The sequence below is a fragment of the Lysinibacillus sp. NPDC093216 genome, from assembly GCF_050280325.1.
Taxonomy (GTDB): domain Bacteria; phylum Bacillota; class Bacilli; order Bacillales_A; family Planococcaceae; genus Lysinibacillus.
Genome location: NZ_JBNNVB010000015.1, coordinates 79,855 through 96,595, shown reverse-complemented (window position 1 = coordinate 96,595; position 16,741 = coordinate 79,855). Strand labels below are relative to the sequence as shown.

Annotated in this window: 17 protein-coding genes, 1 riboswitch and 1 other annotated feature; all 17 genes read left to right on the top strand. The window is 39.3% G+C overall.

Annotation, left to right across the window (positions count from 1 at the left end; translation table 11 throughout):
• The first annotated feature begins 47 nt into the window (after positions 1 to 47).
• Positions 48 to 584 (top strand): SMI1/KNR4 family protein, encoded by a 537-nt coding sequence (locus ACQKOG_RS16665; RefSeq protein WP_402871820.1) that lies wholly within the window; start codon positions 48 to 50, stop codon positions 582 to 584.
• Between the two features lie 208 nt (positions 585 to 792).
• Positions 793 to 1,016, top strand: a binding site (T-box leader).
• Positions 1,017 to 1,338: 322 nt separating this feature from the next.
• On the top strand, positions 1,339 to 2,676 hold the full coding sequence (locus tag ACQKOG_RS16660; protein ID WP_415732534.1) for a sodium-dependent transporter: 1,338 nt from the start codon (positions 1,339 to 1,341) through the stop codon (positions 2,674 to 2,676).
• 110 nt (positions 2,677 to 2,786) lie between these two features.
• A complete protein-coding gene (locus tag ACQKOG_RS16655) occupies positions 2,787 to 3,005 on the top strand; it encodes a hypothetical protein (RefSeq protein WP_370078554.1) in 219 nt (72 codons plus the stop codon).
• Positions 3,006 to 3,898: 893 nt separating this feature from the next.
• The gene (locus ACQKOG_RS16650) at positions 3,899 to 5,257 is read left to right on the top strand and encodes an aspartate kinase (RefSeq protein ID WP_370078556.1); all 1,359 of its coding nucleotides are present in this window, start codon (positions 3,899 to 3,901) and stop codon (positions 5,255 to 5,257) included.
• A 282-nt stretch (positions 5,258 to 5,539) separates the two neighbouring features.
• Positions 5,540 to 5,722: a hypothetical protein gene (locus ACQKOG_RS16645; protein WP_132358490.1), complete on the top strand. Its 183-nt coding sequence runs from the start codon at positions 5,540 to 5,542 to the stop codon at positions 5,720 to 5,722.
• A 206-nt stretch (positions 5,723 to 5,928) separates the two neighbouring features.
• Positions 5,929 to 6,612 carry an adenosylcobinamide amidohydrolase gene (locus ACQKOG_RS16640; protein ID WP_370078558.1) on the top strand — a complete coding sequence of 228 codons (684 nt, stop codon included), beginning with the start codon at positions 5,929 to 5,931 and terminating at the stop codon, positions 6,610 to 6,612.
• Complete coding sequence (cbiB, locus tag ACQKOG_RS16635) at positions 6,609 to 7,565, top strand: adenosylcobinamide-phosphate synthase CbiB (protein ID WP_370078560.1); 957 nt, start codon at positions 6,609 to 6,611, stop codon at positions 7,563 to 7,565. Before ACQKOG_RS16640 ends, cbiB begins: the two co-directional genes overlap by 4 nt.
• On the top strand, positions 7,552 to 8,631 hold the full coding sequence (locus tag ACQKOG_RS16630) for a pyridoxal phosphate-dependent aminotransferase (RefSeq protein ID WP_370078562.1): 1,080 nt from the start codon (positions 7,552 to 7,554) through the stop codon (positions 8,629 to 8,631). The genes cbiB and ACQKOG_RS16630 overlap by 14 nt, the downstream gene beginning before the upstream one ends.
• Before the next feature lie 11 nt (positions 8,632 to 8,642).
• On the top strand, positions 8,643 to 9,251 hold the full coding sequence (locus ACQKOG_RS16625) for a histidine phosphatase family protein (RefSeq protein ID WP_427447466.1): 609 nt from the start codon (positions 8,643 to 8,645) through the stop codon (positions 9,249 to 9,251).
• A gap of 11 nt (positions 9,252 to 9,262) precedes the next feature.
• Complete coding sequence (locus ACQKOG_RS16620) at positions 9,263 to 9,838, top strand: bifunctional adenosylcobinamide kinase/adenosylcobinamide-phosphate guanylyltransferase (RefSeq protein WP_370078566.1); 576 nt, start codon at positions 9,263 to 9,265, stop codon at positions 9,836 to 9,838.
• Between the two features lie 23 nt (positions 9,839 to 9,861).
• A complete protein-coding gene (gene cobS, locus ACQKOG_RS16615; protein ID WP_370078568.1) occupies positions 9,862 to 10,638 on the top strand; it encodes an adenosylcobinamide-GDP ribazoletransferase in 777 nt (258 codons plus the stop codon).
• Positions 10,611 to 11,210, top strand: a complete 600-nt coding sequence (locus ACQKOG_RS16610; RefSeq protein ID WP_402871801.1) for a histidine phosphatase family protein — start codon at positions 10,611 to 10,613, stop codon at positions 11,208 to 11,210. The genes cobS and ACQKOG_RS16610 overlap by 28 nt, the downstream gene beginning before the upstream one ends.
• Positions 11,159 to 11,551, top strand: a complete 393-nt coding sequence (locus ACQKOG_RS16605; protein ID WP_427447463.1) for a bifunctional adenosylcobinamide kinase/adenosylcobinamide-phosphate guanylyltransferase — start codon at positions 11,159 to 11,161, stop codon at positions 11,549 to 11,551. The genes ACQKOG_RS16610 and ACQKOG_RS16605 overlap by 52 nt, the downstream gene beginning before the upstream one ends.
• 193 nt (positions 11,552 to 11,744) lie before the next feature.
• On the top strand, positions 11,745 to 12,239 hold the full coding sequence (locus tag ACQKOG_RS16600; RefSeq protein ID WP_402871795.1) for an ECF transporter S component: 495 nt from the start codon (positions 11,745 to 11,747) through the stop codon (positions 12,237 to 12,239).
• Positions 12,236 to 12,919 carry a hypothetical protein gene (locus ACQKOG_RS16595; protein WP_370078576.1) on the top strand — a complete coding sequence of 228 codons (684 nt, stop codon included), beginning with the start codon at positions 12,236 to 12,238 and terminating at the stop codon, positions 12,917 to 12,919. The genes ACQKOG_RS16600 and ACQKOG_RS16595 overlap by 4 nt, the downstream gene beginning before the upstream one ends.
• 110 nt (positions 12,920 to 13,029) lie before the next feature.
• Positions 13,030 to 13,217, top strand: a riboswitch (cobalamin riboswitch).
• A 162-nt stretch (positions 13,218 to 13,379) separates the two neighbouring features.
• Positions 13,380 to 15,593 (top strand): ribonucleoside-diphosphate reductase subunit alpha, encoded by a 2,214-nt coding sequence (locus ACQKOG_RS16590; protein ID WP_370078578.1) that lies wholly within the window; start codon positions 13,380 to 13,382, stop codon positions 15,591 to 15,593.
• 12 nt (positions 15,594 to 15,605) lie between these two features.
• Entirely contained in the window at positions 15,606 to 16,646 is a 1,041-nt protein-coding gene (locus tag ACQKOG_RS16585; protein WP_370078580.1) for a ribonucleotide-diphosphate reductase subunit beta, read from the top strand.
• Positions 16,647 to 16,741: the final 95 nt, after the last annotated feature.

The following is a 16,741-nucleotide window of genomic DNA, read 5'->3' as shown; positions in this document are numbered from 1 at the left end:
AAGTCAGCACATAATCTAATATAAACAGGAAGTATTAGGAGGCAACAATGTCTTTTGAAAAATTAAAATCCATTCTTTCACCACTCAATTTTGCAATTTCTTTAGATGACTCTTCGAAATGGAGCGAAGTTGAAAATAAATTAGGTATAGTATTACCTTCAGACTATAAAGAGTTTATCGCTTTATATGGTTCAGGTAATATTGGTAACTTTATAATGATATATTCTCCTTTTGCAAAAAATGATAATATGAATTTCTTTATTCAACAAAATTTGAATAAAGGTGCATATTTAACTTTAAAGGAGAGTTTCCCTGAGAACTTTCCATATGAGATATACCCAACAAATGGAGGAATCTTGACCTGGGGACGAACTGAAAATGGGGATACATTAAATTGGATTGTGAATACTCAAGGTGATTGGGCTATTTTAGTAGATGATGGATCAGGTGATTACTTTGAATATAAGGGCTCTATGACTGGTTTTCTCCATGATGTATTAAGTGGTAGTATTATTTGCCCTATATTCCCAAGTGATTTTCCTAATAAAGATAGTAAAAATACCTTTATTGGTTTAAAGGATTAATGATCGAAAAGTTGAACTAAAAAACTATAAACCTGTCGCAGTATTTAATAAAGTATAAATCATAAGTATTGCAAAATTATTCATTCAAAAGTCATATTTCGAATTTTTATAGCGAAAAAAAGAGGATAATACATAAAAATTCAAAAAATTAATTGACGCTAGTATTAAATGTGTGATAAAAATGATAGTATCAATTCGGAAAATTAATATTTGGGCAATGATAGGATTAAGTAGTGAAAATCTCCCTATTTCAGAGAGCTGATGGTTGGTGCGAATCAGTATATAGATGATCATGAATTTCGACCTGGAGCATCTTTCATAAATCACACGTTGTGAGGAAGTGGAAGACGGTAGTGAATACCGTTATCAAATAAAGTGGTGAAGAATTTTATTCACAACTAGGGTGGTACCGCGATATCTATCGTCCCTACGTATTTACGTAGGGACGTTTTTTATTTAGGTCTTATTCTTGTTGTGTTTTCATAACTAGGGTGGTACCGCGATATTACATCGTCCCTACGTAATTGCGTAGGGGCGTTTTTTATTAAAGTTTTACGCTTGTTGTATCTTCATAACTAGGGTGGTACCGCGATATATAATCGTCCCTACGTATTTGCGTAGGGACGTTTTTTATTGTGATATTTTTATTTTCCCTACGTTTCGTTGAGGCGATTTTTATTTGAAAGGACTTACGATAGACCAATATGAATAAAGACCGAATTGTAATAAACAGAAAAAGAGAGGAGATAAAGAGATGGAATCACAGCAATGGACATCGAAATTAGGTTTCATTTTAGCAGCAGCAGGCTCGGCAATCGGTCTTGGCGCGATTTGGAAGTTCCCGTATATGGCCGGTATTGGAGGTGGCGGTGCGTTCTTCCTTATTTTCATCGGTTTTACTTTATTAATTGGTTTACCGTTATTATTGGCAGAATTTGTAGTTGGAAGAAGTACGCAAAAAGAGGCTGTTGATGCCTATAGAAATATTGCTCCTAATACGCTATGGCCGTGGGTCGGTAAATTAGGGATCGTCACATGTTTCATCTTGCTTTCATTCTACAGTGTTGTAGGAGGATGGATTTTATTATATTTATGGAACGCAATTACAGGTAGACTGTGGGAAGGAAATGGCTCTTACGAAGCAACCTTTGGTGAAATTATTTCTAATCCATTATTAGCGGTTGGATCACAGCTATTATTTATTCTTATGACTATTTTTATCGTAAGTAAAGGTGTACAAAACGGTGTTGAAAAAGTAAATAAGTATTTCATGCCAGCATTATTTATTTTATTCTTTGTATTAATTATTCGTGCTCTTACATTAGATGGGGCAGGAGAAGGGGTTCGCTTCTTCTTGCAACCTGATTTCTCAAATGTTACATCTGAAATTATTTTATATGCGATGGGGCAGTCGTTCTTCTCGTTATCTGTCGGTGTAGGCGTAATGGTTACGTATAGCTCATACTTACCGAAAGAAGAAAGTTTACCACGTTCCGCATTTTCTATCGTCGGTTTAACGCTTGTGATTACATTACTTGCAGGGCTTGCTATTTTCCCGGTAGTATTCGCATTTGGAATGGAACCATCTCAAGGACCTGGTCTATTATTTATTGTCTTGCCAGCAATTTTCAGTAAAATGGCATTCGGGAAATTGTTCTTCATTATTTTCTTGTTACTATTTTTCTTTGCAACAATAACATCAGCCATTTCCATGTTGGAAATTAGCGTGGCCTCTTTAACGAAAAAAGGTAAAGGGAAACGCGAAAATATGGCATTGATGGTCGGATTACTAATCTTTGTTGTAGGGATTCCATCGGCGCTATCATATGGCGTATTGAGCGATGTGCAATTGTTTGGAAAAACAATCTTTGATTTAGCAGACTTTACAGTAAGTAATATTCTTATGCCACTCGGTGTATTATTAGTTGCGATCTTCGTACCGTTTAAAATGAAGAAAGAAGTATTAATGCAAGAACTGGGTGTAAGTAAAAATAAAGGTTATAAATTATTCGTTTTATGGTTATTCTTACTTCGCTTTATAGCACCAATTGCAATTATTATCGTATTTTTAAATGTAATTGGATTGATTTAAAATACAATGCAAAAGGCCCTAGCATAACATTATGTTAGGTCTTTTTTGTTATAAAATGATCTGAAAGCAACTCCAAAATATAAATTAAAGTTGATGTTGGAGTTATTTTTTTGTATTCTTCACTCTCCCCCAAAAAACTGCTCAGGTTCAAGAGGAAAGTGATCGGGTCCCCCAAAAAACTGCTCAGGTTCAAGAGGAAAGTGATCGGGTCCCCCAAAAAACTGCTCAGGTCCAAGAGGAAAGTGATCGGGTTCCTCAAAAAACTGCTCCGGTCCAAGAAGAAAGTGATCGGGTCCCTCAAAAACTGCTCTGGTTCAAAAGGAAAGTGATCGGGTTCCTCAAAAAACTGCTCCGGTCCAAGAAGAAAGTGATCGGGTCCCTCAAAGAACTGCTCAGGTCCAAGAGGAAAGCGATCGGGTTCCTCAAAAAACTGCTCCGGTCCAAGAAGAAAGTAATCGGGTCCCTCAAAGAACTGCTCAGGTCCCTACGAATTCAGCCCTCCACAGAATAAAAGCGGAAACCAACGCAAATCAAAGCAATACCCGCCTAAAACAGATAAAAAATCAAAAAAAAGAATAGCTTGACATCATTCGAAATAGCACAAACATCACAAGTTTTTCTGCATATCATAATGGGGAAAGCGTTTTCTTCAATTAATATAGAAGAAAGGCACTACAACTTAATCAAGTTTGCTGAAAAACACTTACATGAGGCACATTTCGTAACTTGGTTTATTACGACACTAAGTGAGAAGGGCATGAAACTTTGGTTGGCTAATTATCTTGTGATAGTCATGTCCGAAGAGCTTCGGCTGTAGATGTTGTAATAATGACCCACATTTTGCTGTTGAATTGATACATCTTATCTTTATACAAGCAAAATTGTTTATATTGACATCCATATTTATTTTCGAAAAGACGATTTGGCTTGTCATGTCAGATCGAGCATCGAAAAATTCTGTAAATTTGATGATTTCAGCTAGTTCAGACGAATATTTGTACGATTATAGGAATTTTACGAAAAAAATTTGCAAAAACCTTAACTATTTCCTACGAAATCCGTATAATAAATCAAACAGTGTGAAAATTGTCCATTTTCTATCGATTAATTGCGTGAATTTTTTAAATTGTATTGACGTGAGGAACGATAATTTGTACACTGTGTACATTCAATTGTTTTTTGGAGGAATACATTTAATTTAAAAAGTTAGGATTTGATGGTTATGATCGTATGTAAATTTGGTGGAACATCTGTAGCAAGCGCAGAGCAAATTCAAAAAGTAGCAAACATTGTAAAATCTAATCCGGCACGTAAAATCGTAGCCGTTTCTGCACCTGGGAAGCGTTCTGGTGACGATATAAAGGTAACTGATTTATTAATTAACTTAGCAATGGCAGCATTAAAAAATGAAGAGATTGAAGATGAACTGCAAATCGTTGTCAATCGCTTTATGGCGATTGCGGATGGTTTGGAATTAGATCATACAATTTGTGACGTGATCGCTGAAGATTTACGTGAACGCGTACAAGGTGATAAATCCAATGAGGAATTATTTATCGATAGCATCAAAGCGGCAGGGGAAGACAATAACGCGAAGCTAATCGCTGCTTATTTTAATTCAATCGGTATGCCGGCACGTTACGTAAGTCCTAAAGATGGTTTGGTCGTCAATGATTTACCTGAACGCACGTATGCTTTACCAGAGGCTTATGCAAATTTAGCCTCCCTAAAATATACCAAGGAAATTATTGTATTCCCGGGTTTCTTCGGTTACACTAAAGCGGGCATACTGCGTACATTTGACCGCGGTGGCTCTGATATTACAGGCTCGATTTTAGCAGCTGCTGTTGAAGCAGAGCTTTATGAAAACTTTACGGATGTGGACTGTGTGTTCTCCGCGAATCCGAAAGTCGTGAATGATCCAGTAGAAATTAAAGAAATTACGTATCGCGAAATGCGCGAATTATCCTATGCAGGCTTTTCAGTTTTCCATGATGAAGCGTTAATGCCTGTTTACAAGATTGGGGTGCCAGTTAACATAAAAAATACAAATAATCCATCAGCCCCGGGTACTCGTATTGTACCAAGACGCTCTGTAACAGGACGTCCGGTTACAGGTATCTCGGCAGATAGTGGCTTTTCAACTTTATATGTGTCAAAATATTTGATGAATAGGGAAGTAGGCTTTGGCCGTAAGCTTCTACAAATTTTAGAAGATGAAAATATTTCATATGAACACACACCCTCTGGTTTAGACGATATTTCTGTCATTATGCGTTCAAATCAAATAACACTTGATAATGAAGAGAGAATTCTAGCTCGTGTGAAAAATGAGTTGAATGCAGATGATGTGCAAATGCGTCATGGCTTCTCTATGATTGTTATAGTAGGCGAAGGCATGCGTAATAACACGGGTCTAGCGGCACGTGCTGCAACTGCGATTTCAAAAACAGGTGCAAATATAGAGATGATTAATCAAGGCTCATCTGAAGTTAGTCTAGTATTCGGTGTGCTACAAGAATATGAAAATCAAATTTTACAAGCACTATATGGGGAATTTTTTGCACATGTGAGAGTATAAAGGAATAAAGTGTAACTTAATCAGTGGGGGTCTTCATCCCCACTGTAAGGGCAGCTAATGTTCTCCCTAACTTTTTTGCTTTCGCTAAATTTTTAGGTGGGAGTCTTGTACCTGCCGCTACGCTTACGGTACAGATTTGTGTACCTGACGTTTCACTTACGGTACAGATCAATTGCTGCCCGTTAATGTGGTGTAAACGCTAATCCTTAAACTGGATTGGTGTTTTCTTTTTGGCGGGAATACGGTAAAATCAAGGGCGTACATTGATTGGAGGTATTTCTGTTGAAAAAATTATCGATTGGTATGTTGCTATCAATGATTGGCATACTATTTGTTTGTTTAACGATCATGGATATTTTACCATCCTCGACAAAAACGATGAAAATTGTTTATATCGGTATTGGCTGGGTGTTTATCATTGCGGGATCTATTATTCGTTTTAAAACCTTAAAACAAAGGCAATAACGGAATGTCTCAAAATTGAATTGTGATAAAACGTGAATTTGTGATACAATTTCAAAAAAATAAATAATTTGAGTATGATGAAGTTGTGATGCTGTACGCAAATTCAAAAGGTTTATATTTGGGATAGGTTATTAATTAAAGACTAAACAGTACAAATTCTTCTTTGTAAGAATTTGTTTTTTTTTCTTTGAATAGGAGGCGAGATAATGCCAGTACTACGTAAGGAAGATATTCATATTTCCGACCATTATGTTGCCATCCAAACAGATTCACCAATGAAGGTCGTATCGTCGGCAGTACATAATCCAGGCTTTGGCTTTTATACACATTTGATGAATCGTTCAGTGCCTTATACGTATGATGAACGCAAACCACAGTTAGAATTACAACGGTTTTTACAGTCTGAGGGTTTTCCGATTGACAATACAGTTGCGATGATGACGGCCGTCTATGCCCGATATGCAACAATTCGTGAGTTTACATATGAAGGAATTCATCTTGTCATAATGATTACGGCAGGTCTTGGTAATGCCGTCGATATTACGCGTGCCTTTCATCGTCAGGAGCAGTATCATGCGGGGACTATTAATACTTGGGTACTGATCAATGGAAGATTGTCGGATGAAGCTTTATTTCAAGCAATGATTTCTACGACAGAGGCTAAGGTCAAAGCACTTATTGATGAGGGGATTACAGATCCTACAACGGGTACACTAGCTACAGGTACGTCAACGGATAGTTTGTTAATTGCTTCAACAGAGGAAGGCGACTACCATCAATATGCTGGACCGATTACGATGCTAGGAAAAGTCATTGGCCATGGAGTTTATGAAACGATGCGTGAGGCCATTCAAAAATATAAAAAAGACAAAGAGGAGAATCCTTTATGATGGCACTGGTAATTGCCTGTATCATTGGGCTTGTTTTTGATTTAATCGTGGGTGATCCTCCTAAAATGCCTCATCCAGTACGCTGGATTGGGAAGCTCATTCAATCTCAAACTGAATTATGGAATAAAGGAAGAATGAGAAAATTCCGTGGCATGGTGATGGCACTAGCTGTAGTAGGAACAACAATGTTTGTTGTGACAGCCATTATGCTACTAAGCTATCAAGTTAGCCCACTATTTGGCATCTTGGTTGAGGGCTTATTAATTGGGATTGGACTAGCACAACGTAGCTTGAAGGAAGCGGCGATGGCTGTCTATGAACCGCTTGTTAAAGGTGATTTTGCTGAAGCTCGTGTGAAGCTTTCTTGGATTGTCGGCCGTGATACGGAGAAACTTGACGAGGATGAGATTGTTCGTGGTGTTGTGGAAACAGTCTCTGAAAATACGAGTGATGGGGTAACCGCTCCATTATTTTATGCCTTTTTATTTGGCGCAATAGGGTTATGGGGCTATAAGGCCGTCAATACGTTAGACTCTATGATTGGCTATAAAAACGAAAAATATAAAGATTTTGGTATGTTTGCTGCAAAGCTAGATGATGTACTGAATTTTATTCCAAGTCGATTAACAGGTCTACTGATGGTGCTTGGGACGAAAAATGAAACAAACGTATCTCTAGGTAACCGCTTAAAACGTTGGGCACAGGATGCGAAAAAGCATCCAAGTCCAAATAGTGGTTATTTAGAAGCAGCAACAGCTGTTCAATTAGGAGTACAGCTTGGTGGAAAAAATACATATCAGGGTGTCGTTTCTTATCGAGCAATAATGGGCGAGAAATTAGTTCCATTAACAAAAGAGCATATTGCAACGTCTGTAATTCATATGCGCATTGCGACTTTGCTCTTTACGCTTGTTATGTTAGCAGTGGAGGTGTTAATTTTTGCAATTACCTAATCACGGAGCAAATCCGCAAAATGTTTATCATCAGCTAGGACTTAATATGCCCGAAAAGGTGTATGATTTTAGTGAAAATGTTAATTCGGCAGGGCCACCCCCGTTTGTTGAAGCGCGTTGGCGGACATTTTATCCGCTTATTCAACGTTATCCAGATCCGGACGGTGAGCCGTTTTTATCAAAGGTGGCAGCTTTTCATGAAGTTCAGAAAGATTCTATATTATTAGGCAATGGTGCATCCGAGCTTTTTAGTGTTCTAGTGAGACGCTACGCCAATAAGCGTGTTATTATCGTACATCCAACTTTTTCAGAATATGAACGAACATTAACAGCGGCAGGCGCTGAAATTGTGCCGATAATTGTCGAGGATTTTGTCCACTACACATTGCCGATGGAGCATCTGAAGAGCGAAATGGCGAACGCAGATGCATTATATATTTGTACACCGAACAATCCGACGGGGGTGCTTCCAAAGAAAGAAGAGCTTCTCGAATTAATCTCCCACGGTGCAAAGGTCAATTGTGAGCTTGTCATTGATGAGGCATTTATTGACTGGGTAGATGAAGCCTGTTCTTTGATCCAATATGTGGCAGAAAATCCTCATTTGATCGTTGTTCGTTCGATGACAAAAATGTATGCGATCCCAGGATTACGCCTAGGCTATTTAGTAGCAAGTCCGGTAGTTGTTACTGAGCTAAAGAATATCCTACCGCATTGGAACTTGAATGCCTTTGCCCTTGTTATAGGTACAGGCTGTTTAGATGAACATGTATATTGTGAGCAAGCTATTGCCTATGCTAAAAATCAACGGGAAGCGCTGCAGAGCTATTTACAAGAAAATGGTTGTCAGGTGACGAATAGTGTAACGAATTATGTATGTTTTGCATTACCGAAAAATCAGCAACCAGATACATTTTTTACATACTGTTTATCAAAGGGCGTCGTGCTACGCCATACAAAAAACTTTATGGGCTTAAATGGGGAATGGTTCCGTATAGGAATTAAAGATATTGTGGCTATGACGTATTTACAGAATTGTTTGCAAGCTTGGTTTAACGCAAATTAGGGGTGACAAAGGTGACGACTTTTTATTTAATAAGACATGGTGAAACGATGTGGAATAAAGAGCAGCGGCTACAGGGATGGTTAGATTCGCCGTTATCGGAAAAGGGCATTTTACATGCAGAAAAACTTCGAGATCATTTGAAAAATATCTCCTTTACAGCGGCATATAGCAGTTCAAGTGGCCGTGCTAAGGAAACGATGCATATTCTTCTAGGTAATCGGCAGCTTCCAATCTATTATGAGGATAATTTACGGGAGATTTTTTTAGGAGATTGGCAAGGAAAAACAGTCGAGGACATTATGACTACGCACTGCCTTGATTATGAATTATATACCGATTATCCTGGACAATTCGTCGCAACCCATACGGAAAGCTTTGGTACGGTAACAGAGCGAGCGATGTTTACGTTAAAGAAAATTGCAGAAAAATATCCCGAGAATAATGTTTTAATTGTGTCCCATGCTGTAACGATTAAATGTATCATTAATGCCATTTTAGGGCGAAGCATCAATCAGCTGTGGGCAGAACCATTTATTCATGGTACAAGTATCACGATTATTGAGAAAGTCGAGCAACAATGGCTCGTGAAAGATATCGGGAACATTCAATATTTACAATAGGAGGCGTAACTATGCCACTGATTTTCATTACAGGGGGAGTACGCAGTGGTAAATCCCACTTTGCTGAAAAAGCGGCTGTTTCTCACTATCAAACAGCGTTTAACCAAGCGCGACGACTTATTTATATTGCTTCTGGAGTAGCGTTGGACCATGAGATGGAGAAGCGAATAGTGCGTCATCAGGCAGATAGACGAGCACAAAATATTGAATGGCTGACGATAGAAGCACCTTATGACATTGCAAATACATTACGTAAACTGACTGATGGAGATGTTGTGTTATGGGACTGTGTTACGACATGGCTGACAAATGCTTTTTACGAGGGTTTTGACACGGGAACTCCCTGTGTGGAAAAACCTGGCTGTTTAGAACAAAAGCTTGATGTTTTAAAAAAGGCGGTAAAGACGTTACTTGAGAAAAGGGTGACGTTTTTTATCGTCTCAAACGAATTATTTGATGAGCCACCTTATTCTAGCGAGGAAGTAGAATTATATCGACAAATGCTTGGAAAATTACATCAATGGTTCGTTTCTATTGCGGATGAGGCATATGAAATAAATTATGGTGTCGTAAAGAAGTGGAAATAATAAATGAAGAAGGTGGCAAGACGATGAAAAATTTCTGGCATAGCATACAACTTGCGTTTCAATTTTTTACAGTTTTGCCAGTACATAAAGAAATTCCTTTAACGAAGGCAACGATTACCGGGATGTTCGCCTTTTTACCATGGATAGGGGCTCTTATGGGCACCGCAGTGGCGGCGGTGATCTATAGTTTAACAGAATGGACGGCAAGCAGTGAGGTTTTGCTTACTTTTGTGATTGTCGGATTATTTGCCTTATTTACAGGTGGTTTACATTTAGATGGTTTTATTGATATGGGAGATGCTTATTTTTCGTATCGAGATCGTGAGAAGCGGCTTGAAATTTTAGATGATCCACGTGTTGGCGCATTTGGAGTGCTGTCCGTGTTATTTCTAGTGCTTGGCAAATTTGTGATACTGCATGAGTTATTCGTGCAGCATAAGTTTGCACTATGGATGCCTGTGTTTATTCCGTTATTAACACGAGTAGGCATGAGCTTTTATTTTATGTCGCTCAAATGCTCAAAGGAAAAGGGGCTTGCCTACTTTTTTAAAACACATATTAAGCCGAGATCACTTATCTGCTTTATGCTTATCACATTAGTTGTGGCGTATAGTAGCTTGTTGTTTGTCATAGGTTTCTCCATTGTTCCATTAGTGTTGATGGCTGTATTAGCGATTGCCTTTTTAGTCTTTCGTCAATTTACAGTGCGCAACTTTGGTGGCGTTTCTGGAGATTTACTCGGTGCATCAATTGAAGGAATGGAGGTTGTATTATGGGTGACGTTGTTATTGTGCACTTAATGAGACATGCTCCAACAAAGGAGAATTTGGAGAAGCGTTATATCGGTTGGACAGATTCTTCATTAGCCGATGCATCTTTGCTGACTATAGTAGATTCAGATGCCACTAAGGTGTATGGTAGTGACTTGCTGCGCTGTAGGGAAACAGCAGCCCATTATTTTCCGAATGCAACATATGTGTCTGATAGGAGATTTCGAGAGTCGAACTTCGGTGAATTTGAAGGGCTCACATATGATGACTTAAAATCAGATAGTCGTTATTGTGCATGGTTAGATGATCCCGTACAGTCACCACCTCCAAAGGGGGAAGGCTTTGATGCCTTTTGTGCGCGTGTCATTGAAGGGTTCACGGCATTACCAAAAGACGAAGATGTTTATCATCTCGTTGTCCATGGTGGAGTTATTCGAGCGCTTCTTGTAGAATTTGCACCGACTGAGCAAACTTTTTGGTCGTATCAATCACCGCATGATAAAATATTTTCTTTAACGTTTACAAGAAAGGCTTGGGAGGAGGGAGCGCGATGCATGTCTTTATCGGAGGCGCCCATAGTGGAAAAACCGACTATGTCATGAAATTGCTCGAAGGTCAAAAAGTTGAGCTTGTAGATGGCAATCTACCTAATGACAGCCCAGCCTGTGATGTACTAGTTATTAAAAACATAGAGAAGTGGCTCGTGACACAAGATCTTGAGGAGGATGAACCCCTTGTCAAAATCATTTTGACAAGACTAAAGACTCTTGAAGAAAATTGTGCCGTCTATATAATAGTGACCGATATGGGTCGTGGAGTTGTGCCGATGGAAAAACAGGCACGATTGTTGCGTGATACATGTGGGCGTTTGTACCAGGCATTATTCGCTGAAGCTGAACAAGTCGTACGCATTTGGTACGGTATCGGGGAACAAATCAAATAATATTGTTTCATAAAGTAGGCTTTTCATTAAAAGTTGTGGTTGGGGTAAAAGCGGCGACACCTTGGGATTAGCGGCTTATCGGACGCCTCCAGGAAGCTTTGCTCTGTGCGAAAGCGACAAAGCACCCAGCCGGAACGGAAATCAACCACACGTTATAATGAATAGCCAAATATTAAAGGAATGAGGAAATGGGATGGATCGACAAAGATTGATGAAATTGACGCTCACTGCCATGGTTGCGGCAATTTGTGCAGTAGGTGCAGTCATTAAAATTCCAACATTTATTTCAACTGCAGCGCTTGACTCTGCACCTGCATTGTTGAGCGTTGTCTTTTTATCTCCAGTATTAGCTGGGGTTTCGGGAGTCATTGGGCATTTTATCTCAGCCTTAACTACTGGCTTCCCTCTAGGGCCACTACATATTATTATCGCAGTAGAAATGTTTATTGTTGTATGGGTCTTTGGGGTCATGCATAAAAAAGGAATGCATTTCTGGAAATGGCCCGTGGCACTTATTCTAAATGGTGTTGTGGCACCTTTACCATTTTACTTTATCATTAGTCCGGCATTTTACTGGGCGTCACTGACTAGTCTTCCATTGGCAACACTCGTAAATCTGGTGATCGTTGCAATTGTGATGCCAATTCTGTCAAAGGTGTTTGTGCGTAAGGAAGGTCGAGTACATTGAGAAATGCAATAAAAATAGGTGAGCTGTTTGCTACAACAGATAATGCCGCAGCCATTGGCGAAAAACCACAAGATGTTGTGTCTGCTCCAGACAAACTAACGGCATACTTCACGGCGCGTGTTACTTTTTTAGAGCAGCTTGCTGCAAATGCTTTACCAAACCATATTTTACTCGCTAATTTTTCAGGAGATGCTGCATGGTCTCGTTATGTTGCAGGCATTCAGCAGGTTTTTGATGAGGCGGGGCTTAATTGTCCACCGATAGACGGTAGTACAGAGTCCAATATGCCGACTCTACAATCAGGATTATCTATAACGATGCTAGGTGAACAGCAAAAACACACAGCAACTAAGTATGAACAGCTTAGTTGGTACACCTATGGATTACCGCTTGTAGGCAATGAAATCCTTGCTCAGCCTGAAGATGTCGCACAGCTCCAACCTATTTTTCAGGCGTGGAAAGAGGGGATTGTGCAGCAAGTATGGCCAGTTGGATCAAAAGGTCTACAAGCAGAATTTACCCGCCTTTTTAGCGAGCAACAGGTCAAAAGTTCGTTAGATGTTGAGAAATCGGCTGGTCCATGTGCAGTAGTTTTGCTAGGAATACAGCCTGAAAAAGAGCAGCTAGCACAAAAAAAATTTCCTAGAAATTTTGAAAAACTACGTAAAACTGCATTGTAATTGGGCTTGCTTCGAGAAAATGTAGCACTTTATAACTTGCAAGGGGCAAATCGCCTATTGCAACAATAAACACAATATGTTAGATTTGTTTAGGAGTTAAAACACAATATATAGTATTTTGGACGAACGGTACCAATATGGTTTAAAAGGGAATTCGGAAAAAGAGTCATCTTAGGCCGAAGCTGTCCCCGCAACTGTAAGTGCTGACAAATGATGAGTAGGCCACTGTGAAGAACGGGAAGGTGATCATTTGGAGGAAGCATGAGCCAGGAGACCTGCCGATATGTTCAAGACAGCAACACATTCTTCGGGGATTGAGAAGTGGAGGCGAGAGATTTGTTCACTTCTTTGTGCGCTTATCCTTCATTTCCATTTCCGATTTTACTGCGATCACGTAACCGATAGATGTTGCGTGATCGCTTTTTGTGTTGCTGGAGAAGGAAAGGGAGAGAATGTGTACATGACAATTCAAATCGAACAGCAAATGACTAAGCTCAAGAAAAGTTACACGGAGGATGAACTCGAAAGTTTTGTGAGGTTATCGGATCGATGGCTACGAAAAAACGACAATGCCACATTTGAAGCATGGGCAGATGCGATGATTTTACAAACGCTTAGCCTCATTGATGAAGAGGAGCCATACTGGACATTTGTCGCAGCTCAAATTTATTTAGAAAAATTATATGACCAATTTGCGATGCGTCGTGGTGTCTCAGTGAAAGATGTTTATAAGGTTTTCCCAGAACATTTAGCACACTATACAGAAGTTGGTTTGTATCATGAAAGTTTAACAACAAAGTATAGTGAGCAGGAGCTTCAGGAACTCGCTTCTTATTTAGAATCAAGTCGAGATGAGTTGTTTACGTATATAGGTTTAAAAACATTAATGGACCGCTATGTAGTCCGTGATTACACGAAAACACCGGTGGAATTACCGCAGGAACGATGGATGGTCATTGCGATGACTCTGATGCAGGATGAAACAGAAAATCGTTTAGAAAAAGTACGTGAATCTTACTGGGCAATGAGTAATTTATATATGACTGTTGCCACACCAACATTATCAAATGCAGGTAAAACACATGGACAGCTATCAAGTTGCTTTATCGATACAGTAGATGATAGTTTACAAAGCATTTATGACACGAATACAGATGTCGCAACATTATCGAAGTACGGCGGTGGTATTGGTGTTTATATGGGTAAAATTCGTAGCCGAGGCTCATCTATTAAAGGCTTTAAAGGTGCATCAAGTGGTGTTTTACCATGGATTAAACAACTTAATAATACGGCGGTTTCAGTCGATCAGCTTGGTCAACGACAAGGCGCTATTGCTGTCTATTTAGATGTTTGGCATAAAGACGTCTTTACGTTTTTAGATTTACGCTTAAACAATGGGGATGAGCGTTTGCGTGCTCATGATATTTTCACAGGGCTATGCTTACCGGATTTATTTATGGAAACGGTAGAAGAGCGCGGGGAATGGCATTTATTTGACCCACATGAAGTGCGAGAAGTTATGGGCTTTTCACTAGAGGATTTCTATGATGAGAAAAAGGGTGACGGCTCTTTCCGTACTAAATATGAGGAATGTATCGCCAATCCATTGTTAAGTCGTGAAGTTGTACCAGCCATTGATATTATGAAGCGTATTATGCGCTCTCAGCTTGAAACAGGCGTGCCGTTTATGTTCTATCGAGATGAAGTCAATCGCATGAATCCGAATAAGCATGAAGGGATGGTTTACAGCTCGAACCTGTGTACAGAAATATTCCAAAATATGTCAGCTACTGAATTTGAGTCTATTACCCTTGAAGATGATGTCATCGTAACACGTCGCAAGCCTGGAGATTTCGTTGTATGTAACTTATCGTCTATCAATTTAGGTAGAGCAGTACCGGCTGGTGTTCTAGAACGATTAATCCCAGTTCAAGTACGTATGTTAGATAACGTTATTGCTTTAAATACAATTCCAGTAAAACAAGCAGAAATTACGAACCTACGCTACCGTGGTATTGGACTTGGAACGTTTGGCTGGCACCATTTATTAGCTTTGAAAGAAATTCAATGGGAGTCTGAGGAAGCTGTAGAGTTTGCGGACAAGCTATATGAAGAAATTGCATATTTAACGATTCGTGCTTCTAACGATTTGGCATGTGAAAAAGGAGCTTATCCATTATTTGAAGGCTCAGATTGGCATACGGGTGCGTATTTTGACAAACGTGGCTATGACAGTCATAAATGGAATGCATTACGCGCCGCGGTTGCTGAGAAAGGTATGCGTAACGGCTATGTAATGGCAGTTGCACCGAACTCATCAACATCTATTTTAGCAGGCAGTACGGCTACGATTGATCCGATCTTCCAAAAGAGTTATTCAGAAGAGAAGAAGGATTACAAAATTCCAGTAACAGTACCTGATCTATCACCTGTGACAACTTGGTATTATAAATCTGCTTATTTCATCGATCAAAATTGGACAATCAAGCAAAATGCTGCACGAGCACGTCATATCGACCAAGGCATTTCACTTAATTTATACGTTCAAAATACGATTAAGGCGAAAGATTTACTAGCATTGCATATGAATGCTTGGGCGAGCGGTGTAAAAACGACTTATTATGTGCGCTCAACATCTGTAGAATTGCTAGAATGTGAGTCTTGCGCGAGCTAGGAGGAAATAACAATGACAACTATTACAAAACGACAAATTATGGATAAAGATGCACCGAACCGTTCAACAGGAATTGTCAACGGACGTTCTTCTAACATTTTGAACTGGGATGATGTGCGTTTTAGCTGGGCATATCCTAAGTATAAAAAAATGCTAGGGAACTTCTGGACACCGTTTGAAATTAATATGAGCAATGATGTCAAACAGTTTCCACAGCTATCAGCAGATGAACAGGAATCCTTTTTAAAAATCATTGGCTTGCTAGCACTATTAGATAGTGTACAAACCGATTTTGCGGGGAAAGTAGCGGATTATTTAACAGATTCAAGTTTAAATGCACTAATGATTATTTTAGCGCAACAAGAGGTAATCCATAATCACTCTTATTCCTACGTGCTATCAAGTATTGTCAACAAAGACGAGCAGGATCGTACATTTGATTTTTGGCGTACAGAGCCAGTGCTAGAGCGACGTAATGATTTCGTTATTAAGGGCTACCAAGCATTTTCCGAGGAGCCATCTGTTGAAAATATGCTAGAAGCGATTGTTTATGATGTGATTTTAGAAGGTTTATTCTTCTATTCTGGCTTTGCGTTCTTCTATCATTTAGCACGCAATCAAAAAATGGTGGCCTCGTCAACGATGATTAATTATATTAATCGCGATGAACAGCTACATGTCGATTTATTTGTGAAAATTTATCAGGAGCTATTAGAGGAATATCCTGAATACGATACACCTGAACGAGCAGCTCGTGTACAGGAAATCTTCCGTGAAGCCGTTCAACTAGAAATCGATTGGGCCAATGAAGTGATTGGCGATAAAATTGCTGGCCTCGATGTGGAAGATGTGCATGATTATGTACATTTCTATGCTAATGTACGCTGTAATCAGCTTGGCGTAGAGCGTCCATTTGAAGGCTATCGCAAAAATCCATTAAAGTGGGTTAAAGCGTATGAGGATGTTGATTTAGGGAAGACAGATTTCTTCGAGCAACGTTCTCGCCAGTATGTAAAGGTTAATGTAGAAGATAACGGCTTTGATGATTTGTAATGCCAAGTCCACCTCCATGTTGAAAAAACATGGAGGTGGATTTTTTTGTGAGAATAGGGGGACGCTTAAGTAAAAGAAAAAAATTGCTCAGGTTA